Origin of the sequence: uncultured Fibrella sp., assembly GCF_964250085.1 — a bacterium.
Classification (GTDB): Bacteria; Bacteroidota; Bacteroidia; order Cytophagales; family Spirosomataceae; genus Fibrella.
Map to the genome: position 1 here is coordinate 182,981 of NZ_CAXUEC010000001.1, position 20,306 is coordinate 203,286.

Sequence of the window (20,306 nt, forward strand, 5' to 3'; positions counted from 1 at the left end):
AACAGAGGCCAGGAGACATAAAAAGACAACTTATTTTTTCTCCGCTATTCTCAGTTTTGCTGACCGTGCCCGTGGATTTCTCGCTACTTCGTCGGCGCTGGCCTCAACGGGTTTGCGCGTAATGGATTGCAACGGTTTAATCTCGTTGCCATACAGGTCTTTCTCTACCTCGCCCGAGAATTTTCCTTTATTGATGAAATTTTTCACCAGCCGGTCTTCCAGCGAATGATAACTCATCACCACCAGCCGCCCGCCGGGGGCCAGCACGTCGGGCGTTTGCTCCAGAAACTCTTCAAGCACTTTCAACTCGTCGTTCACTTCAATGCGCAACGCCTGGAACACCTGCGCAAAATACTTGTTCTCTTTGCCTCGTGGCGCACAGCGTTTCAACGCCTCTTTCAGATCGTTAATTGTCTGAATCGACTGGTTGGCGCGGGCCGATACCAGGGCGGCGGCGGCGGTGCGGGCGTTGGTTAGTTCGCCATACATGCCCAGAATACGGTGAAGGTCGGGTTCCGGGTATGAATTGACAACCTGCTTAGCCGTGAGGTCGCCCTGCTGGTTCATGCGCATGTCGAGATCGGCCTCAAAGCGGGTCGAAAACCCTCGTTCGGGCGTATCGATCTGGTGCGATGAAATACCCAGGTCAGCCAGAATACCGTCTACCTGACGTACCCCGTAGAGGCGCAGGTACCGTTTCAGATTGCGGAAATTGGCAGCAATGAAGGTTAGTCGGGGATCGTCAATAGCGGCGGCATTAGTGCGGGCGTCGGGGTCCTGGTCAAACACCAGTAACTTGCCTGCCTGACCTTTCGTATCTGGTTGCAGCGCGTCGAGAATAGCCCGACTATGCCCGCCGCCGCCGAAGGTCACATCCACATATACTCCCCCTGGTTTCAGGGCGAGACCGTCGATGCATTCGGCCAGCATAACGGGATTATGGTACTCAGTAGTCATAGGGCGTGGGTTAGGGAGGCTCGTTGAGAAAGCCTTATACAAACTTAGCAAAACCCGCTCAATTGAGCTTCTACAAGTTGTTAGTGAAGTTTATTAATACCCAACTGAATGATTTGTATACAAACTATTTAGTAAACAAGCTTGGTTGTTTTTGCACGCAAGGCGATGGTGACAATTCAGAGACCTTAATTATTTCTTATAGTCATCGATAAGACGTTATTGACTAGAAATAAATCGCCTAATTTATAATGGTAGGTTAAATGAATATAATGAGATGAGATTGGATTTTGTATGAGATTATCTGAGCAATCAATACAGATAGGGTGATAATTTTTTATAAATCCGCCTGGGTCTTCATTCAAACAAGAATCGCAAGCACAGATGTAGCATTCCCACATAGTTTATCGATAGATTATATCTTGACAGAATAATTCACCTGAATAACTACGCGCTCTGTTCGGTGGAAGTTACCTATAGATGACAGAGGGTTAAAATAATAGGAGTGGTTGACTTTTTCTCTGAAATTTTTGACCACAAATAAACAATACCTGTCTAGTAATCTTTCAGCCATATAATACTCTTTTTGAGTTAGCATAATATTGCCGTTTTGGCTCGATAAACCCTTCACTTCTACGAAATACATATTTTCATGGCTGTGGGCTAGTTCGAAATCATATCCACACCCGAATAGTGTTGTGTCTTTCAGTGTATGGCTTTGAAATTCAGGTATTAGTCTATAGTTACTTTTAAAATAGTGCTCGGCAGCCAGACCAGTTACGAGTCTTTTTTGTGCACTTAATGGCTGATTCTCTTCCGTAGTTTCATTAAGAATTTCTTTATACATGTCTAACTCAAGTAGAGACCCAATTGTATTATAAAAATCTGAAAGAGACAAACTGGAAAAAATATCATAAATTGGCCGACAGTAAGCTTTCATTTCTCTATTTCTCCAACCTTTTCTATTGTTTGGAAAATAGGGATCAAATTCATCTCTGTAATTTTTGATAGTTGAAGGTGTTGTATCGAGGATATAACTGAACAAATTGAAAGCCTCGGTGAAGGTAGAGAGTCCAAAATAATTTAATCCTTCCTTATCAAACTTTGACAAAAATAGGCCAATCAAGATCGATTTTTCACTTTTTGTTAATTCTTTCATTAATTATAATTGTTACAACCGTATTTTTCAAAACCCAGACAAATGCCACCTGTACCGGCAAGAAGACAATAACCTTCATGGAGCGTATAGGCGGGCGGGCTTACTGCCGTTGCCTTATACAAACTTAGCAAAACCCGCTCACCTGACCAGACTCCTGGGTACGATAAACCCTAAAACAGTCGTAGTTGGCTTATCGTAGTCATAATTATGCTAACTCAGCAAGAAACCAGCACAGCCCGAGCGGCATCAGGTACGTTGCTGGCTTAGCCGTGAACGGGAAAGCCCCTTTTTGCTGTTGCCCACTTTGTAAATCGGAGCTTACCCTACAGGCGTTTACCGCATGAAAAATCGACTGAATTACGTCACAACGGCATTACTTATTCTACCTTTTCTGGCCAATTGCCAGTCAACCACGACGGTGAAAACGGGTGTGTGGCGGGCTACGTTGCAAACGAGTGGCGGGCAATTGCCGTTTGGCCTCGACATTAAACCTACCGCAAAAGCAGGGAAGTACACTGTTTTTGCTATCAACGGTGCCGAACGCCTGCCAATGGATGAGGCTACGCTTATGGGCGATACGCTGCGTATACCGATGGGGCTGTTCGAGTCTGAACTCGTCGGGAAAGTGTCGGGTGATAAACTGACGGGCGTCTGGCGCAAACGGCGCGTGAAAGATCAGTACCAGGTAGTGCCCTTTTCGGCGCAATTTGGACAGACATTCCGGTTTGCAGAGTCGGGTAAAGCGCCGTCGGGCAATTTGTCGGGTAAATGGCAAACGGTATTTCGGGCCGCAGGTAATGACGGTGCACCGGGCGACACCACGGCAGCAGTTGGTGTATTTGAACAGAAAGGTAACCTGGTAACAGGTACGTTCCTGACACCAACGGGCGATTACCGGTATCTGGCAGGAAACGTATTCGGTGACAGCCTATTGCTATCTTGCTTCGATGGGAGTCATGCATTTTTGTTTAAAGCTAGGAAGGGGGCAAATCAGACGTTGACGGGCGTTTTCCATTCCGGCCCAACGTACCGTGAAACCTGGACGGCCCGGCTAGACCCTACTGCGTCACTGCCAGATCCGGCTAAGTTAACGTACCTGAAACCTGGTCAGCCGTTTTCATTTGCGTTTCCGAATGCGTCGGGTAAAACCGTATCGCTGGCCGATCCGCAGTTTAAGGGCAAGGTGACTGTAGTGCAGATTATGGGTTCGTGGTGCCCCAATTGTATGGATGAGACTAAGTTTCTGGCGCCCTGGTACTCGAAAAATAAAAGCCGCGGCGTAGAAGTGGTTGGCCTGGCTTTCGAAAAAACGGCCGATTTGGCTGAGTCCGGGCCAAAACTGACCCGGATGAAAGATCGGTTCCAGATTCAGTATCCCGTATTGCTGGCTGGTACAAACGATAAAGCCGAAGCGGCCAAATCACTGCCTGCGCTGAGTAGCGTGGTTGCCTTCCCGACTACGATCTTCATTGATAAGAAGGGGGCCGTCCGCCACATCCATACCGGATTTGCCGGACCCGGAACGGGAGTGTACTACGATCAGTACGTTGGTGAGTTCAATCGGCTGATCGATAAATTACTGGCCGAATAATTGCTCTGTGCTCACGCTGAAGCAACAGGATTTGTGAAAACCCCAGTAGGGGAAATACCTGTATACGTCGGCACAAAAAACTTATGTATCTACACTTACTTTTTTCTGTGAAAAACTAATCCGTCCTTTGTTTCAGAATCTAACTTTTTTTAACCGTATGAAATTTTTACTCATCCCTGTAGCCGCTCTGTTAAGCTTATCGGCCGCCAATGCGCAAACCTGGACCGTTGATAAGTCGCACTCGCGGGTTGGCTTTACCGTAACCCACCTGCTGTTGTCGGAAGTAGATGGCAACTTCAAAACGTTCGACGCCAAAATCACGTCGGCCAAAGAAGATCTGTCTGACGCTGTCATTGAACTGACTGCCGACGTAAACTCGATCAACACGGACAGCGAGCGCCGCGACGGTCACCTGAAAAGCCCTGATTGGTTTGATGCGGCTAAATTTCCAACGGTGACGTTCAAGAGCACCTCCTTCAAGAAAGTAGAAGGCAAGAAATACAAACTAATGGGCGACTTGACCATGCACGGTGTAACGAAGCCAGTGACGCTTGATGCCGTTCTGACGGGTCCCGTTAAAATGAAAGGTATGGGTGGCAAAGAGCAGGAAAAAGTAGGCATGAAGCTCAATGGCACCATCAAACGGACTGATTTTGGTGTAGGCTCATCGGGCGGCGCTACCGTTAGTGAAGAAGTAGAGCTGAAAGCCGCTGGCGAATTCGCCAAGCAGGCTGCCCAGTAGTAGCTGGTCAATCCAGGTACGTCCTTCCATTGAAAAGCCGATGCGTTCCTGCGTGTCGGCTTTTTTGTGCCCGGCTTTGCCCCCCGCTCTAAAGGGTACCCGCTGGCGCATAAACACGTCTTCGGCGGAGCTACTCGTGCGTCGGCAGACACCCTTTAGGGCGAGAGGCAAAGCCAACAAACAGGCTATTTATTCGTATTTTTGCGGCCTCAAAGTGGCCTAGGCCCTACCAGACGGCATGATTGCAAAAACATATTCACCTACCGATATTGAAGCCAAATGGTACCAGTATTGGCTTGATAATAAACTGTTTACCTCTACGCCCGACGATCGCGAACCGTACACGATCGTGATTCCGCCACCCAACGTAACGGGTGTGCTGCACATGGGCCACATGCTGAACAATACCATTCAGGATGTGCTGATTCGCAAGGCCCGGATGGAAGGGAAAAATGCCTGCTGGGTACCCGGCACCGACCACGCCAGCATTGCCACCGAAGCCAAAGTGGTGAATATGCTCAAAGAACGAGGCATTGATAAGAAAGACCTGAGCCGCGATGAGTTTCTGGCCTATGCCTGGGAATGGAAAGAAAAGTACGGCGGAATCATCCTGCAACAACTCCGTAAACTCGGTGCCTCCTGCGATTGGGACCGCACCCGTTTCACGATGGACCCCGCCCTGTACGAATCGGTGATCGATGTGTTTGTTGACCTATACAACAAAGGACAGATCTACCGGGGCGTTCGTATGGTGAACTGGGACCCGCAGGGAAAAACTGCCGTCTCGGATGAGGAAGTAATTACAAAAGAAGTACAGCAGAAGCTCTGCTACATCAAGTACGAGATAGTAGGCAGCGACGAGCACGTTATCATTGCCACTGTTCGGCCCGAGACGATCATGGCCGATGCCGCTATTGCCGTGAATCCAACCGACGAACGGTATCTGCACTTGCACGGTAAAAAAGCACGCATTCCACTGATTGGCCGCGAAATTCCGATTATCACCGATGAGTATGTAACGATCGACTTCGGTACGGGCTGCCTGAAAGTGACACCTGCGCACGACCCGAATGACTACGAACTGGGTATTAAACACAACCTACCCGTTATTGACCTGCTCAACGACGATGGAACGCTGAACGAGAAAGCGCAGATTTTGGTCGGAATGGATCGGTTTGCGGCCCGGAAAGCGATTCTGAAGATGCTGGAAGAATCGGGCAATCTTGAGAAAGTAGAAGAATACAAATCGAACGTCGGTTTCTCGGAGCGGACCAATGCTGTCATTGAGCCGAAACTGTCGTTGCAGTGGTTCCTGAAAATGCAGGATATCGCCAAACCCGCCCTCGACGCGGTCATGAACGACGATATTGCGCTGGTGCCGCCCAAGTACAAGAACATGTATCGTTCGTGGATGGAACAGCCCCACGACTGGTGCATCAGCCGCCAACTGTGGTGGGGGCAGCGTATTCCGGCGTTTTACATGCAGGATGGCACCGTAATCGTAGCCAAAAACAAGCGCGAAGCCCTACGGAAAGTGCAGCACGAAAAACTGCTCTTCGCCATGACGGAAGCCGACCTGACGCAGGACGACGACGTACTGGATACCTGGTTCTCGTCGTGGTTGTGGCCCATCTCGGTATTCGACGGTATCCGCCACCCCGACAACGAAGAGATCAACTATTACTACCCGACCAACGACCTCGTTACGGGTTTCGACATTATTTTCTTCTGGGTGGCCCGGATGGCGATGGCGGGGTTCGAGTTCCGTGGACAGCGACCGTTCAAGAACGTGTATTTCACAGGTATGGTCCGCGATAAACAGGGCCGTAAAATGTCGAAGCAACTCGGCAACTCGCCCGACCCGCTTATACTGATCGACCAATTTGGTGCCGATGGCGTACGGACGGGTATGCTTTTCAGCGCTGCCGCCGGTAACGACCTGCTGTTCGACGAGAAGCTCTGCGAACAGGGCCGTAATTTCTGCAATAAAATCTGGAATGCCTTTAGGCTGGTGAAGGGTTGGACGGTAAGAGAGAAAACGCTGATAGATGGATTAATCGACAAAATTAGTTGGCAGAAAAGTAGTAACGAATTGGCTATAGACTGGTTCGAAGCCAAACTGAGTCAAACACTGGTTGAAATCGAAGATCATTTCAGCAAATTCCGCATTTCGGACGCCCTTCAGAGCATCTACAAGCTGATTTGGGACGATTTCTGTTCGCAATATCTCGAACTCATCAAGCCAACGGACTACACCGAAAAAGACGCCGATGGTACTTACAGCGGCATTATCGACGAGGCAACGTACCTGGCAACGATCAACTTCTTCGAGCGATTAATGGCCCTGACGCATCCGTTCATGCCGTTTATCACCGAAGAAATCTGGCAGGATATTCGGGAGCGTCAGTCCGGTGAAAGCCTGTGTACGGCCACGTTCCCAAAAGCAGGGCAGATCGACACGGCTATTTTGGCCGATTTTGATACACTGTTCGAAATCGTAACCAGCATTCGGAACATTCGCAATGCCAAGCAGATTGCGCCAAAGGTCGAATTGCCACTGTCTATACGCACCGCTACGCCTGACCGGTTTAAACCATTGGAAGGGCTAATTCAGAAGATGGCGAACGTACCTGCGATCGACTACGTATCGGAGAAGCCAGAGAATGCGACGTCATTCCTGATCAAAGGCGACGAATTCTACATCGATCTGGCCGATCAACTCGACGAAGAACAGGAAAAAGAAAAAGCCGGGCAGGAGCTAACGTACCTGATCGGCTTCCGCGATTCGGTCATGAAGAAGCTGTCGAACGAGCGGTTTGTAGCCAACGCCAAAGCCGATGTTGTGGAGCGCGAACGTCAGAAAGCCGCCGATGCCGAATCGAAAATCGCCTCGTTGCAAGCGTTTTTAGCGAAGTAGCGTTTACGGCTTCGCGCTTGTTTGTTGCTTCGCCAGCCACCTGGCAAAGCAACACACCTCAGCAAGATAATACAGCACAAAAAAGCCCAACCGTTGCCGGCCGGGCTTTTTTGTAAACCACAGTTCATCTCTTTCCTGTTAAAAACTGCCAGAAGGAGCGCCGTTTAGGCTGGTCCTGCCGAATGACAAGAAGGCCACCGCCAACGACATCATGTCTTGGTGCTGGAGCGTTCACGGTGAGACGTAGTGGAGGCTGCTCCTGTTTAGTCGACACATTAACATATTGTCGATCGTCATACCTCATGGACACCCTTATCGAATCTTTTTTCTGATCGGACGCATAAATGGGCAAACGGAATTTGCCGTCGCCATCTGCCACCACTGAGACGCCTGCCGATTCATTTTGGACAATGGCGCGGCTGTATGGCTTTCCATCCCCGTCAACTACCTGTCCTGTTACATACAGCACTGGTTCCGGGCTGATTAGCGGACGAAGACCACTTACCAGACCTGCTTTAGGCTGTATCGGCGACAGGGTGGCTGGCGAGTTGTTTGATCTGGCTGCACTAGTCTGGCCCTTCGCCGTTTGCCAGCCCAGCACAAGCGCCACCGCCCAACGTACCCAGTTTCCGTTTCTGCTTTGTTCCGAACGTACCTGAACGGGCTGTATAGGCCGCTCTAGTTGATCAGCGCGAAGTCGACCGCAGATTGCGCCGCCATCGTAAGAGGATAGCCAGTTTGCCAGATCTCGGTCCGAAAACGCGGAGAAATCCTGTACCGTTTTTTGGCAGGCGGCGCAATGTCGTCCACCGCCTACGATCTCCATCTGCTCCCAGGGCTCAGGGCAGGGTGAGGGAATAGCGATTATAGCTGGCTTTTTCATGAACCGTTCGTAGTCAGCAAGATATAAAAAAGTCTCAATTAGCTACACCTGGTTCGCTTTACTGGCTTCAACTAAAGCCCGAACTTAAGTGAAGCAATTCATCTGTACTGGCAGGTAAGTGAGGCGGGGTGTCGTGACTTTGATTAGCCATCGAAGTCCAAGGAACAAACCACCATCTCACTATACACATATGGATTTCACTAAAATTACGGATCAACTCCTGACGTTGGTCACGCTCTACGGCACCAAGTTACTGCTGGTCATTGTCACGCTGATTGTTGGCTTGTGGGTCATTGGCCAACTGATCAAATTCCTGTCGAAACTGATGAACAACCGGCATGTCGACCGCGATGTTCAGCCATTTCTACTGTCACTGATTAGCGGTTTACTTCGCGTGTTGCTGCTCTTAAGCGTAGCCAGCACATTGGGTCTCGAAACCACGTCGTTTGTCGCCATTATCGGGGCAGCGGGTCTGGCCGTCGGACTGGCTTTACAGGGTAGCCTGTCCAACTTCGCTGGTGGTGTGCTGATTTTGATCTTCAAGCCGTTTCGCGTGGGCGACCTCATCAGTGCTCAAGGGTTCACCGGTCATGTCGATTCAATTCAGATTTTCAATACCATTCTGGTTACGCCCGATAACAAGACCATCATTCTGCCAAACGGTCCATTATCAACTGCACCCATCGTCAACGTGTCGACGCGTAACCTGATTCGGGTTGATATGACATTTGCCGTTGGTAATGGTAATGATCTGGCCGCTACCCGCGCTTCGGTGCAGAAGGTGATCAATGCCTGCCCCTACGCGGTTAAAGACAGAGAGCATGACATACTGGTTAACCACCTGAACGACAACGGCGTTGCCTACGACGTACGCGTCTGGACCAAGCCCGAAACCTATTGGGAAACCTACTATTACGTACAGGAAAACGTAGCCAAACAATTCAGAGCTGACGGTATTGTTGGGCAACGAAACGCCATACTTGTTCAGCAGGCGTAGCGCTGCGAGCGTGCAGTAACACATAAAAAACGTCTTTGACCAGCAGAAGTCAGAGGCGTTTTTTTATGGCTGCTTATTCAGTAGATCCTGATTGATGAAAATCAGGTTCTCGTGTTTCATGTCGAAACTGAAATTATACTGGCTCGTTGCTCTGAAAACGGCGGCCGAACTTCCCATCTGCATGTTATCATGTACTTCAACCAGCAACATGCGCACCCTGGGAAGCCATGATTCGTAGTTGGTAGAAAAAATCTCTTTTTCTGAACCTTCAATATCAACTTTCAGCAGATCGATAATAGGCCAGTTTTGCTGTTGCATAATCGTTGCCAGGCAAATGGCCGGAATAGCGCTGGCATCAGCGGGAGAGGTTTCAACCACTCGAAACGAATTGTTTGTTGCCTCGGTGTTGATGATTTTCAAATAGCTGTCCGTCGACCAGACGCCCGCGCAAATGGCCTTGACGTGTGGATAATTGACGCAGTTCTGCTGCAATTGAGCGAAATTGGCTTTGTCTGGCTCGATGGCTATTAGCTGGGCGTTGGGGAAACGGTGCGAAAAATAAACCGCTGACAGCCCGATATTGGCTCCTGCGTCAACAATGGTGTGGGGCTCGAACGGGTAGTTAAGCTGGTACTGATCCTGAATGAATACCTGATCGAAGGTATACAGATCAGACGTACCTGGCCGGAGGTGAAACGTAGTACTGTAACGACTCGATGATAACTTCCCGCCTGGCTTTGTCTTAATGTGCGAATACATGCGGAGCCCATCGAGCCACCCAAACGCTTTACGTAATCCAATGAATCGTGATGCCATACTATCTGCACGCAACGGCTTACTAACGCCTCTTTTGTTGAACAAGCCACAATGTTACTGCAAGGTGCAGAAATCTCACTTGTCGGCTCGCGGTTTACTCAACAATAAACATAGTTGGGTAATGGAATAAACCGGCTGGTACTAAAACGACAGAACCTCAACTCGTTGCAACGAGTTGAGGTTCTGTATAATGTGGGGAAAGCGTAGTCGCTTATTTGTTACCGTACTTCTTACGGAACTTGTCAATACGGCCGGCGGTATCGAGCAGTACGTTCTTACCCGTGTAGAAAGGGTGCGATTGCGAGCTAACTTCGATTTTTACCAGTGGGTACGTTTGACCTTCAAACTCCATCGTGTCTTTGGTCTGAACAGTTGAGCGCGTTACAAATTTGTAATCGGCCGACATGTCGTGGAATACCACATCGCGGTACTCTGGGTGAATGCCCTTTTTCATTGTATCTATCTGATTATCTGCCAAAATTCGGTTTCCGTCCGAAAAGGATTGCAAAAATACGGGCTTTTTCGCTGACACACAATACTTTCTGACAACGAATTGCAGAATTAACCGCACCCTAATATTAATGCTGTAAAAGGGGCCAGGACGCTGGGATTTTCAGTCGCAAATCGAGTATTTTAGTGAGCCTCCTGGTAGATCTTTCCGTCCTTTTACCTACTAATCCTATATATACAGTGGTTTCAATGGCTTCTGTGCGATATAATTTTTTTGAGTATCACCTTTTTTAGGTAATATGTTCAGTAGGGCTTTGTAAGTCGTTTACGATCAGCCATCAACATAGTAGTTGGGTGTTTAACCAAGTTTCACTTTTCAAAGGAGTTTCCAAGCGAGCGAATTTTTCGGCCGCTTTGGGGTTACCTTTAACAGAGACTTAATAATCCGTCGGAGTCCACTTTATTTCTATATTGGTCTAATTTTCAGCACATTGAATTATATCTGATTGGCCGGCTGCGTAGGTTTGTACAGATCTTTTTGCGGCCAGTGTTAATCCTAAAATCACCGAAAAACGCATATCTAACCCCCTACAAGCACCATGTATGTAATTAAGCGAGATGGCCACCGGGAGTCGGTCAAATTCGACAAAATCACCGCCCGTATCGAAAAACTATGCTATGGCCTTGACCCAGCCTATGTACAACCCGTTGAAGTAGCCATGAAAGTGGTCAACGGTCTTTATGACGGCGTGAAAACCACTGAACTCGACAACCTGGCCGCCGAAACGGCCGCGTCGTTGACTACCCGGCACCCTGATTATGCGATTCTGGCAGCCCGCATCGCGATTTCCAATCTGCATAAGGAAACGAACAAATCATTTTCAGGGACCATCAAGCGTCTTTACAACTACATTGACCCCAAGACGGGTGAGAATGCGTCGCTGATTTCGAAAGAGGTATATGACATCGTTCGGGAGAATGCCGCCATCCTCGACTCAACGGTGATTTATGACCGTGATTACGGCTATGATTATTTCGGCTACAAAACGCTCGAGAAATCGTACCTCCTGAAGATGGAAGGTCGGATAGCTGAACGTCCTCAACATATGCTCATGCGCGTATCTGTTGGTATCCACATGGACGATATCGACGCGGCTATTGACACCTACAACCTGCTGAGTGAAAAGTGGTTTACCCACGCTACGCCTACGTTGTTCAACGCCGGTACGCCGAAGCCACAGATGAGTAGCTGCTTCCTGCTGACAATGAAAGACGACAGCATCGAAGGTATCTACGACACGCTGAAGCAGACGGCCAAAATATCGCAGTCGGCGGGCGGCATTGGCCTGAGCATTCACAACGTGCGGGCCACAGGTACGTATATCAAAGGCACCAACGGTACCTCGAACGGTATTGTACCCATGCTGCGCGTATTTAACGATACGGCCAGGTACGTTGATCAGGGCGGTGGCAAGCGGAAAGGCTCGTTCGCCGTTTATCTGGAGCCCTGGCATGCCGATATCTTCGACTTCCTGCAACTGAAGAAGAACCACGGTAAAGAAGAAAACCGTGCCCGCGACCTCTTCTACGCCCTCTGGACGCCCGATCTGTTCATGAAGCGGGTAGAAGATAACGACGTTTGGTCGTTGTTCTGCCCCCACGAGTGCCCCGGTCTGTCTGATGCCTACGGCGACGAATTCGAGGCGTTGTACACCCGGTACGAGCGTGAAGGTCGCGCCCGCCGCACGGTGAAAGCGCAGGACCTGTGGTTTGAAGTGCTGGAAAGCCAGACCGAAACCGGTACACCTTACATGCTGTATAAGGACGCCGCCAACCGGAAATCGAACCAGAAGAACCTTGGCACCATCAAGTCGAGTAACCTCTGCACCGAGATCATGGAATACACCTCGCCCGACGAAGTGGCGGTGTGTAACCTGGCCAGCATTGCCCTGCCAAAGTTTATCCTGAAAGGCGACGACGGCGTGTTGCGGTTCGACCATCAGAAATTATATGAGGTAACGCGCACAGCTACGCGCAACCTGAACAAAATTATTGACCTCAACTACTACCCGGTTGAAGAAGCCCGCCGCTCGAACATGCGTCACCGGCCAATCGGGCTGGGTGTGCAGGGGCTGGCCGATGCCTTCATCATGCTCCGTATGCCGTTCGAATCGGACGAGGCGCGGCGATTGAACGAAGATATCTTCGAAACGATCTATTACGCCGCCATGACCGCTTCGCTGGAACTGGCCAAGCAGCACGGCCCGTACGAAACATGGAAAGGCTCGCCAATTTCGCAGGGCCAGTTCCAGTTCGATATGTGGGGCGTAACGCCGAAATCAGGCCGTTGGGACTGGAATGCACTGCGCGCCGAGGTAATGGAGCACGGTGTACGGAACTCGCTGCTATTGGCTCCGATGCCAACCGCGTCGACAAGTCAGATTCTGGGTAACAACGAGTGTTTCGAGCCGTACACGAGCAACATCTACACCCGCCGCGTATTGTCGGGCGAGTTTGTGGTGGTGAACAAGCACCTGCTGCGTGATCTGGTGAAACTGGGTCTATGGAACGAGAGTATGAAGAATAACCTGATCATCGCCAACGGATCGGTGCAGGATATTCCGAACATTCCGCAGCATCTGAAAGACCTCTACAAAACGGTTTGGGAGATCAAGCAGAAGCACATCATCGATATGGCCGCTGATCGCGGTGCGTACATCTGTCAGTCGCAGTCGCTGAACATCCACATTCAGGATGCCAACTTCGGCAAGCTGACGTCGATGCACTTCTATGCCTGGAAAGCGGGTCTGAAAACGGGTATGTACTACCTGCGCACGAAGGCCGCCACCGACGCCGTGAAGTTCACCGTGGTGCAGCCACAAGCCGAGCCACAACTCGAACCCGCCATGGCCGAAACCGCCCCCGTCGAAAAACCCCTCGACTACGTTGGCTACGCCAAAGAGCACGCGGCGCAAAACCCACAGCAGGTCAGCGAAGCTGAACAAGCCTATGCCGCCATGATCTGCTCAATCGACAACAAAGACGATTGCGAAATGTGCGGATCTTGATTTAAAGATTAAACAACAGTTACTTATCGCTCCCGGCTGTGTCTGACATGGCCGGGAGCAATTTTTTATATATGTAGAAGGGAGAATTGTCATTAGTAACTTACTATAAACTATTCCAGTTGAAGTGTACAGTAACAATAACAAAGTATGAATGAGCTTCTCGCTTTCGTCATCGCTGCACTGGAAACGGTGCCGATGAATTATATGCTGACAGGGAGCATGGCGATGACTGTCTACACCATTCCGCGTTCTACTCGCGATATTGATCTAGTTGTTGAAGTAATGCCGAGTCAGAAGGAGATGTTTTTGGCGCAGTTCAAAGACAGGTTTCATTTCAATGAACAAACTATAATCGATGAGTTTGCTGGCAAAGGGGTAGGGATGTTCAATCTGATTGACCACAAAAGTTTTTACAAAATCGACTTTATAATCAGAAAGACAAACCGATACGAACAGGTTAAATTCAGTAACCGTCGACGAGTGGTAATAGGTGATACTGAAGCATGGGTGATAAGCCCTGAAGATTTAATTCTTTCAAAAATTCAATGGATACAGCAGCTAGAAAGCGAACGACAAAAAGAAGATATTCGTCAGCTCCTGGACTTTTCTGGCTTAAATATGACCTATGTAACTAGTTGGGTAGATTTTCTCAAACTTAATACATACAATCTACTTCCATGAATGATACATCACCAGACATGGCTGCTTTGCAGAAGCAATTGATTATGGGCTTATCGGAAGGCGAGCGGCTTCGGATGGGGTTGCAAATGGCTGAAGATGGCTGGAATCTGATGTTAGCAGGTATTCGGTCGCGGCATCCCGAGACGGCGGGCGACGAGAAAGCGTTTCGGCGCGTGGTGTTGGCTCACCTGCAACGCTTCGACCCCGCCGGGTATGGCTGGGTACGTATGGAAGATGTGTAATGCCCGCTATTTCATCGTCAACTTCACTACAACGGGCTGGTGGTCGGAGGGGTAGCGTTGGTCTTTGGCGTCGGTGAGGACGGCGTAGGAGAGGACCCTGATGGGTTTGCTGACAAATACGTAATCAATGCGATCTTTCAACGGGGCATCGAATTTAAAGCCGTTGAACGTACCTACGGGGCCGTAGGGCGGCATGGCGGTTACCTGATACGAGTCGTTCAGGAGCGTCTGGATGGTCTTAACCTGCTCGGTATCGGGCGTTGAGTTCAGGTCGCCGACGCAGATGGTCAGGTCGTTGCCGGCAATTTCTTTCATTTTCTGCACCATCAATTTCCCTGATTCACGGCGGGCTACCACGCCCTGATGATCGAAGTGAACGCTGAAGAAGTATAACGTCTTTTTCGTGGTCTTGTCTTTGAACTTCGCCCAGGAGCAGATGCGGTTGCAGCAGGTAGCATCCCAGCCTTTGCCAGGTACGTCGGGCGTTTGGCTCAGCCAGAAATCACCGGACGTGAGCACCTCGAAGCGGTCTTTTTTGTAGAAGATGGCCGAATGTTCACCGGCTTCTTTCCCATCGTCGCGGCCCTTACCCAGAAAGGCAAATTCGTTCATCTCGGCCAGATCGACAAGCTGACCGCGTAACGCCTCCTGCACGCCGAAGAGGTCAAAATCGTGGTACCTGACCAGGGCTTTCACCATCTCTTTCCGGTTTGGCCAGGCGTTGATACCATCGCCGGGATTATTGTAACGGAGGTTATAGGAAGCAACGGTGATCTGCTCTTTCTTCTGGGCCAACGCTGAGTGTGTCCAGAAGAGGCTACATACGCTTAGAAATAGGATTAGTCTCATTGCAGGCTAAAGGACAAAAGCCCCCAGAGCTAACTATCCTGGCTGGGTACGTTGCCAATCAGCAATTCTGTCAGCGGTTACAGATGAAGCGAACTGAGCTATGGAACACTATTAAATTTACACGTTCTGATGCGGATATCCAGGGTAGATAACCGGCCCGCTCTAGTTTGAGTAATGGGGGCATAAAATAGGGCTGAAAATAGAGTTTCAAACCTATTTCATACTAAGTGGGCCTATAAGGGCGAATTATATTTAAAAAGTACAACTTATTTGTATGGTTTACAGTTGCCTATACGGTGGGTTATACTATACCCGCACGGATTGGTGGCCCGTTTAGGCGATTGCCTACCTCTCTGGATATCAATCCTGGCGCAGGCGCGCGGGTTCTCTCACTTAATACCAATCATGAATGGAGACATTTAGCAAGAAAGAAAAAGAAAAAGCAAGACAGAAAAAGAGAAAGGATAAAGATGAAAAGCGGGAAGAGCGCAAAGCCAGTGCTCAGAAAGGCCTTGGTCTTGACGACATGATGGCTTACGTTGATGAGAATGGAAACATTACGTCGACGCCGCCAGACCCGAATAAAAAGAGGCGCGTAATTGACCAGGCAGACATCCAGATCGGCGTGTCGAAGCAGGAAGATGCCGCCCCTGAAGATTTAGTCAGGAAGGGGATCGTTACCTTTTTCAACTCCTCGAAAGGCTACGGCTTTATTCGGGACCAGCAAAGTCAGGAAAGTATTTTTGTTCACATGAACGGCCTCATAGACGCCATCACGGAACAGGATAAAGTAACCTTCGAAGTCACGAAGACCCCTAAAGGGCCTAATGCGGTTGAGGTTAGGAAGCAAGTAGCCTAGATCATACATTAATTTTTATCATACGAATCATGAGCAAGCCAGTTTATACATCCATTCCGCCTACTACCGACAACGTTTACTGGATGCTCAAATTCTCGGACGGGAAAACCAGCATTTACGTTCCACGGGATAAGGAACTTGATCGTCAGTTGAAGATCAAATTCCAGGCCGAAGTTGCCGCCCGGACATCGATTAAGCGGAAGCGGAACAGCTCAGCTTCATAACCTTTAGTCAGGTACGTTACGTTTACGAGGCATCTACAGACTTTTTGGCGTCTGTAGATGCCTCGTTCTTTTTACGGGTATAGGCCTTTTCTTCGCCTGCTTCCTCTGCTTCCAGTTTCTGCTGAGCATCGCGGATAGCTTCCTCTACCGAGTGCGTCTTACGCAAGTCACTGGCCGTACGAGTCAATTCAGCAAGCGTATGGTAGTGTTGTCGGAGTACTTCCAACTCCTGTTCCGACAGCTCTTCAACAGAAACGAGCCTATTGCTGGCTCCTTTTGTGGCCGCAATAAGCTCATTGAGCTTTAATTGCACAGCCATCGACTCTTTATTCTGCGCCTTTTGGATCACAAATACCATCAGGAAGGTGATGATCGTGGTGCCCGTATTGATTACCAGTTGCCAGGTTTCGGAGTAATGGAAGAACGGACCAGTGGTAGCCCAGATAATAACGACGGCAAAAGCCAGCAGAAACGCAGTTGAACTGCCGGTAATACGGGTTATGTATAAGGCAAATCGCTCGAAGCGTTCAGCCATGCGTTCAGAGAAGGTCTGTTCCTGGTCCATATAGATAATCGTGTAAGATGGTTTTCGTCTAGTATAACAGTAAAAACGGCTCGCACCGGTAGGTTTGAGCCGTTAAAAACTACTTAACGTTGTTTTGTTGCGCGACAGCGACACATACAAGAAGCAGTTCGCCTAGACAGTGGCTGGTTGCACTCGCTTTTCCTGTTTCTTTCGATCCTGACGGGTGTAGATCAAGCCGTAAATAACGGGCAGGATCAGGAGCGACAGGATGGTGCTGGTAATGAAACCGCCAATCATCACTGTTGCCAGTGGCTTCTGTGTTTCCGAACCAATTCCCGTCGATAAAGCCGCTGGTAGCAGACCCAAAGAAGCCATCAGGGCGGTCATCATGATAGGCCGGACCAGGGCGATGGCTCCTTCCCGTACGGCTTCCAGAATGTGCATTTTCCGATGCTGGTTCTCTTTGAACCGGTTGATGAGGATTACGCCGTTGAGCACCGATACGCCGAATAGACAGATAAAGCCTACCCCCGCCGAGATACTGAAGTTGATGCCGGTAATCCAGAGCGCCAGGAAGCCGCCAATGAGGGCGAAAGGAACGTTCAGGATCACGAGCGTGGCGTCGAGCGCACTGCCGAAGGTGAACAGCAAAATCAGGAAGATGACAGTGATCGAGATGGGGACCACCACCATCAGCGTTTTTTGCGCGCGGGTCTGGTTCTCAAATTCACCCGCCCACCGCATCCGGTAGCCTTCGGGCAGTTTTACCTGATCGCCTACCGTTTTTTGCGCTTCGGCAATGGTTCCGCCCAGATCACGACCGCGTACCGAGAACTTGATGGCAATAAAACGGGCGCTATTCTCGCGGTACACGAACGCCGGACCTGACTTGGTCGTAATCTCCGAAATCTCCTTCAGCGGCACCTTGGCCCCTGACCGGGTTGGCACCAGCAGGTTTTCGATCATTTCGGGCGAATACCGGAAACGTTCGTCGTACCGCACTTTGATGTCGTAGCGGCGTTCGCCTTCGAAATACTGCGTCACGGTTTTACCGCCAATGGCCGTTTCAATAACCGACTGCGCCACGTCGGTAGGTACGTTGTAGAGTGCCAGTTTCTGTGGGTCGAGGGTAATGCGGAATTCGGGCTGGCCGAGGTTACGGAATACGCCAAGGTCTTCGACGCCCCGGACTTTCTTCATCACATTTAGTACCCGCGTGGCTTCTTTATCAAGCACGTTCAGGTCCTGCCCGATGATCTTGATCGCCATCGACCCTTTCACGCCCGATACGGCTTCTTCCACGTTGTCGGAAATAGGTTGCGAAAAGCCGAACGTTACGCCGTGGAAACGGGCTAGTTTCTGCCGCATCTGTTCAATGATCTGGTCTTTGGTCAGGCCGCGCGTCCATTCTTCTTTGGGGTACAAGTCCACGAAGAATTCGTTGTTGAAAAAGCCGGTTGGATCGGTACCGTCGTTTGGTCGACCGGTTTGCGAGATCACGCCACGTACCTCAGGGAACTCCTTAAAAATGGCCCGGAACTTCCGCGTGTAGGCGTAGCTTTCGTCGAGCGATACCGAGTAGGGGAGGCTGGCCCGAACATAGATCGATCCTTCGTTGAGGCCTGGCAAAAACTCGGAGCCCACGTGCGCGGCGAAGATGTAGCCCGAGATTGCCAGACCGGCCAACGCGATGCCGATGATGGCTTTGGGTTTCTGAATGGCCCAGTCGAGCGCAGGTACGTATCCTTTCTCGATTCCCTGCACAATAGGGTTGTGCCGTTCGCGGACGTTCTTTTTCAGCAGCAGCGAGCACAACAACGGAATGAGCGTGAGGCTGACGATTAGGGCACCGAGCAGAGCAAAGCCGATGGTCCAGGCGAGTGGGCTGAAGAGTTTACCCTCCACTTTCTGGAAGGCGAAAATGGGCAGCAATGCCGTAATGATGATGATTTTAGCGGTGAAGATCGATTTCCCTACCTCCGTTGCCGACGACGCGATCCAGCTCAGTTTGGCGCGTTTGTTAAACTGCATCATGCCCAACTGATCGGCTCGGTGGGCTAGCATCACGAAGAGGCCTTCCACCATAATCACGGCACCGTCGATGATGATACCAAAGTCTAAGGCGCCGATACTGAGCAGGTTGACCGTCATGCCGCGCAATCGCAGACAGATAAACGCAAACAACAACGAGAGCGGAATGACGATGGCTACCATGAGCGTGGTGCGCCAGTCGGCCAGGAATAGCAGCAGAATAACTGTGACCAGGAAAATGCCCAGAAACACGTTTTCACCCACCGTATGCATGGTGTAGTTGTTCAGTGTTGTGCGGTCGTAGAACGTCTTGATCTTGACGTCTTTGGGTAAAATCTGGCTGTTCAGCTCGTCGATCTTTGCTTTCAGGGCGGGAATAACTTCGTTGGGGTTCTCGCCCTTCCGCATCACCACGATACACTCCACGACATCGTCTTTCTTGTCGCGGCCCACAATACCCAGCCGGGGTTGAAACGACTCGCGAACAGTAGCCACGTCACGTACCCGGACAGGCGCGCCGTTGACGTTGTCGATGATGATACCGGCTACGTCTTCAGGCTTGGTCAGCAGGCCGATACCCCGCACGACGAGCGCCTGGTTGCCTTGCTTGATGACGTCGCCGCCCACGTTTACGTTGCTTTGGTGAATCGCCTGATCGACATCTACAGCCGTGAAGCCGTAGTTCGCCAGCAGCGTTGGGTTGAGGCTTACCTCGATGGTCTTCACTTTACCGCCAAAGCTCACCACGTCAGCAATGCCCGGCACCGATTTGATTTGCCGTTCGATCACCCAGTCCTGAATCGATTTCAGTTCGGTGATATCCTTCGTTTTGCTTTCCAGCGTGAAGCGGTAAATTTCACCCGTTGGGCCGTATGGCGGCTGAATTTCGGCCTGTACGCCTTCTGGCAGATCCACGCCGGCGATGCGGTTGGCTACGTTGGTTTGCGCGGTGAAGTTGTCGACTCCATCGTCGAAAATCATCGTCACCACCGATAGGCCGAACAGTGATACTGACCGAAGCGTGGTTTTCTTGGGAACCGAATTCAACTCGGTCTCCAGCGGAATAGTCACGTAGCGTTCTACCTCTTCGGCCGACCGGCCCGGCCACTGCGTGATGACAATGGTGTTGGTATTCGTTACGTCGGGAAACGTCTCAACGGGCGTATCCATGAAACTAGCCACGCCGCCCACAATGATGAGTAGAATGCCGAAGAACACGGCAAACCGGTTCGTAAGGGCAAACGTGATAATACTGCGAATGAATTTGTTCATGATGGTGACCCCACCCCAGCCCCTCCCATCAGGGAGGAGGGTAGC

Annotated in this window: 18 protein-coding genes; 9 read left to right on the top strand and 9 right to left on the bottom strand. The window is 50.2% G+C overall.

The features are described from left to right. Nucleotides 1-30 precede the first annotated feature (30 nt). Both rsmH and ACFE8Q_RS00710 read right to left on the bottom strand, forming a co-directional pair. Nucleotides 31-957: a 16S rRNA (cytosine(1402)-N(4))-methyltransferase RsmH gene (rsmH, locus tag ACFE8Q_RS00705; RefSeq protein ID WP_375443429.1), complete on the bottom strand. Its 927-nt coding sequence runs from the start codon at nt 955-957 to the stop codon at nt 31-33. A gap of 412 nt (nt 958-1,369) precedes the next feature. Then, nucleotides 1,370-2,113, bottom strand: a complete 744-nt coding sequence (locus ACFE8Q_RS00710) for a DUF3883 domain-containing protein (RefSeq protein ID WP_375443430.1) — start codon at nt 2,111-2,113, stop codon at nt 1,370-1,372. A gap of 340 nt (nt 2,114-2,453) precedes the next feature. Here ACFE8Q_RS00710 and ACFE8Q_RS00715 point away from each other — a divergent pair, with 340 nt between their 5' ends. Together ACFE8Q_RS00715 and ACFE8Q_RS00720 are read left to right on the top strand one after the other, a co-directional pair. After that, the gene (locus ACFE8Q_RS00715) at nt 2,454-3,704 is read left to right on the top strand and encodes a peroxiredoxin family protein (protein ID WP_375443431.1); all 1,251 of its coding nucleotides are present in this window, start codon (nt 2,454-2,456) and stop codon (nt 3,702-3,704) included. Between the two features lie 157 nt (nt 3,705-3,861). After that, complete coding sequence (locus ACFE8Q_RS00720; protein WP_375443432.1) at nt 3,862-4,446, top strand: YceI family protein; 585 nt, start codon at nt 3,862-3,864, stop codon at nt 4,444-4,446. On the opposite strand, the gene ACFE8Q_RS00725 is transcribed toward ACFE8Q_RS00720, so the two are convergent. After that, complete coding sequence (locus ACFE8Q_RS00725) at nt 4,369-4,617, bottom strand: hypothetical protein (protein ID WP_375443433.1); 249 nt, start codon at nt 4,615-4,617, stop codon at nt 4,369-4,371. The two genes, ACFE8Q_RS00720 and ACFE8Q_RS00725, sit on opposite strands and share 78 nt — an antisense overlap. 67 nt (nt 4,618-4,684) lie before the next feature. Here ACFE8Q_RS00725 and ACFE8Q_RS00730 point away from each other — a divergent pair, with 67 nt between their 5' ends. After that, nucleotides 4,685-7,363, top strand: a complete 2,679-nt coding sequence (locus ACFE8Q_RS00730) for a valine--tRNA ligase (RefSeq protein ID WP_375443434.1) — start codon at nt 4,685-4,687, stop codon at nt 7,361-7,363. Between the two features lie 124 nt (nt 7,364-7,487). On the opposite strand, the gene ACFE8Q_RS00735 is transcribed toward ACFE8Q_RS00730, so the two are convergent. Beyond that, on the bottom strand, nt 7,488-8,246 hold the full coding sequence (locus ACFE8Q_RS00735) for a carboxypeptidase-like regulatory domain-containing protein (RefSeq protein WP_375443435.1): 759 nt from the start codon (nt 8,244-8,246) through the stop codon (nt 7,488-7,490). 190 nt (nt 8,247-8,436) lie between these two features. On the opposite strand from ACFE8Q_RS00735, the gene ACFE8Q_RS00740 reads away from it, so the two are divergent. Beyond that, on the top strand, nt 8,437-9,243 hold the full coding sequence (locus tag ACFE8Q_RS00740) for a mechanosensitive ion channel family protein (RefSeq protein ID WP_375443436.1): 807 nt from the start codon (nt 8,437-8,439) through the stop codon (nt 9,241-9,243). A 63-nt stretch (nt 9,244-9,306) separates the two neighbouring features. Here the strand turns inward: ACFE8Q_RS00740 and ACFE8Q_RS00745 are convergent, their stop codons facing one another. Together ACFE8Q_RS00745 and ACFE8Q_RS00750 are read right to left on the bottom strand one after the other, a co-directional pair. Beyond that, on the bottom strand, nt 9,307-10,059 hold the full coding sequence (locus tag ACFE8Q_RS00745) for an FkbM family methyltransferase (RefSeq protein ID WP_375443437.1): 753 nt from the start codon (nt 10,057-10,059) through the stop codon (nt 9,307-9,309). A 211-nt stretch (nt 10,060-10,270) separates the two neighbouring features. Next, nucleotides 10,271-10,513, bottom strand: a complete 243-nt coding sequence (locus ACFE8Q_RS00750) for a type B 50S ribosomal protein L31 (RefSeq protein ID WP_370729225.1) — start codon at nt 10,511-10,513, stop codon at nt 10,271-10,273. Nucleotides 10,514-11,108: 595 nt separating this feature from the next. Here ACFE8Q_RS00750 and ACFE8Q_RS00755 point away from each other — a divergent pair. The 3 genes from ACFE8Q_RS00755 to ACFE8Q_RS00765 all read left to right on the top strand — a co-directional run bounded on the left by ACFE8Q_RS00755 (nt 11,109) and on the right by ACFE8Q_RS00765 (nt 14,500). Continuing rightward, nucleotides 11,109-13,577 (top strand): ribonucleoside-diphosphate reductase subunit alpha, encoded by a 2,469-nt coding sequence (locus tag ACFE8Q_RS00755; protein ID WP_375443438.1) that lies wholly within the window; start codon nt 11,109-11,111, stop codon nt 13,575-13,577. A gap of 147 nt (nt 13,578-13,724) precedes the next feature. Then, the gene (locus ACFE8Q_RS00760) at nt 13,725-14,258 is read left to right on the top strand and encodes a nucleotidyl transferase AbiEii/AbiGii toxin family protein (RefSeq protein ID WP_375443439.1); all 534 of its coding nucleotides are present in this window, start codon (nt 13,725-13,727) and stop codon (nt 14,256-14,258) included. Next, a complete protein-coding gene (locus ACFE8Q_RS00765) occupies nt 14,255-14,500 on the top strand; it encodes a hypothetical protein (protein ID WP_375443440.1) in 246 nt (81 codons plus the stop codon). The genes ACFE8Q_RS00760 and ACFE8Q_RS00765 overlap by 4 nt, the downstream gene beginning before the upstream one ends. 6 nt (nt 14,501-14,506) lie before the next feature. Here ACFE8Q_RS00765 and ACFE8Q_RS00770 read toward each other — a convergent pair whose 3' ends face one another. Next, nucleotides 14,507-15,349, bottom strand: coding sequence for an endonuclease/exonuclease/phosphatase family protein (locus ACFE8Q_RS00770; RefSeq protein ID WP_375443441.1), 843 nt, complete (start codon nt 15,347-15,349; stop codon nt 14,507-14,509). A gap of 409 nt (nt 15,350-15,758) precedes the next feature. Here ACFE8Q_RS00770 and ACFE8Q_RS00775 point away from each other — a divergent pair, with 409 nt between their 5' ends. Beyond that, nucleotides 15,759-16,208 (top strand): cold-shock protein, encoded by a 450-nt coding sequence (locus tag ACFE8Q_RS00775; protein ID WP_370724592.1) that lies wholly within the window; start codon nt 15,759-15,761, stop codon nt 16,206-16,208. Between the two features lie 29 nt (nt 16,209-16,237). Beyond that, nucleotides 16,238-16,432 (top strand): hypothetical protein, encoded by a 195-nt coding sequence (locus tag ACFE8Q_RS00780; RefSeq protein ID WP_085411483.1) that lies wholly within the window; start codon nt 16,238-16,240, stop codon nt 16,430-16,432. A gap of 22 nt (nt 16,433-16,454) precedes the next feature. Here ACFE8Q_RS00780 and ACFE8Q_RS00785 read toward each other — a convergent pair whose 3' ends face one another. Both ACFE8Q_RS00785 and ACFE8Q_RS00790 read right to left on the bottom strand, forming a co-directional pair. Beyond that, on the bottom strand, nt 16,455-16,997 hold the full coding sequence (locus ACFE8Q_RS00785) for a low affinity iron permease family protein (protein ID WP_375443442.1): 543 nt from the start codon (nt 16,995-16,997) through the stop codon (nt 16,455-16,457). A 132-nt stretch (nt 16,998-17,129) separates the two neighbouring features. Then, nucleotides 17,130-20,261: an efflux RND transporter permease subunit gene (locus tag ACFE8Q_RS00790; RefSeq protein WP_375443443.1), complete on the bottom strand. Its 3,132-nt coding sequence runs from the start codon at nt 20,259-20,261 to the stop codon at nt 17,130-17,132. Nucleotides 20,262-20,306: the final 45 nt, after the last annotated feature.

Bases quoted from the DNA above. Each gene is read 5' to 3' on its own strand.
- rsmH (WP_375443429.1), bottom strand. From the start codon at position 957: ATGACTACTGAGTACCATAATCCCGTTATGCTGGCCGAATGCATCGAC.
- ACFE8Q_RS00710 (WP_375443430.1), bottom strand. From the start codon at position 2,113: ATGAAAGAATTAACAAAAAGTGAAAAATCGATCTTGATTGGCCTATTT.
- ACFE8Q_RS00715 (WP_375443431.1), top strand. From the start codon at position 2,454: ATGAAAAATCGACTGAATTACGTCACAACGGCATTACTTATTCTACCT.
- ACFE8Q_RS00720 (WP_375443432.1), top strand. From the start codon at position 3,862: ATGAAATTTTTACTCATCCCTGTAGCCGCTCTGTTAAGCTTATCGGCC.
- ACFE8Q_RS00730 (WP_375443434.1), top strand. From the start codon at position 4,685: ATGATTGCAAAAACATATTCACCTACCGATATTGAAGCCAAATGGTAC.
- ACFE8Q_RS00735 (WP_375443435.1), bottom strand. From the start codon at position 8,246: ATGAAAAAGCCAGCTATAATCGCTATTCCCTCACCCTGCCCTGAGCCC.
- ACFE8Q_RS00740 (WP_375443436.1), top strand. From the start codon at position 8,437: ATGGATTTCACTAAAATTACGGATCAACTCCTGACGTTGGTCACGCTC.
- ACFE8Q_RS00745 (WP_375443437.1), bottom strand. From the start codon at position 10,059: ATGGCATCACGATTCATTGGATTACGTAAAGCGTTTGGGTGGCTCGAT.
- ACFE8Q_RS00750 (WP_370729225.1), bottom strand. From the start codon at position 10,513: ATGAAAAAGGGCATTCACCCAGAGTACCGCGATGTGGTATTCCACGAC.
- ACFE8Q_RS00755 (WP_375443438.1), top strand. From the start codon at position 11,109: ATGTATGTAATTAAGCGAGATGGCCACCGGGAGTCGGTCAAATTCGAC.
- ACFE8Q_RS00760 (WP_375443439.1), top strand. From the start codon at position 13,725: ATGAATGAGCTTCTCGCTTTCGTCATCGCTGCACTGGAAACGGTGCCG.
- ACFE8Q_RS00765 (WP_375443440.1), top strand. From the start codon at position 14,255: ATGAATGATACATCACCAGACATGGCTGCTTTGCAGAAGCAATTGATT.
- ACFE8Q_RS00770 (WP_375443441.1), bottom strand. From the start codon at position 15,349: ATGAGACTAATCCTATTTCTAAGCGTATGTAGCCTCTTCTGGACACAC.
- ACFE8Q_RS00775 (WP_370724592.1), top strand. From the start codon at position 15,759: ATGGAGACATTTAGCAAGAAAGAAAAAGAAAAAGCAAGACAGAAAAAG.
- ACFE8Q_RS00780 (WP_085411483.1), top strand. From the start codon at position 16,238: ATGAGCAAGCCAGTTTATACATCCATTCCGCCTACTACCGACAACGTT.
- ACFE8Q_RS00785 (WP_375443442.1), bottom strand. From the start codon at position 16,997: ATGGACCAGGAACAGACCTTCTCTGAACGCATGGCTGAACGCTTCGAG.
- ACFE8Q_RS00790 (WP_375443443.1), bottom strand. From the start codon at position 20,261: ATGAACAAATTCATTCGCAGTATTATCACGTTTGCCCTTACGAACCGG.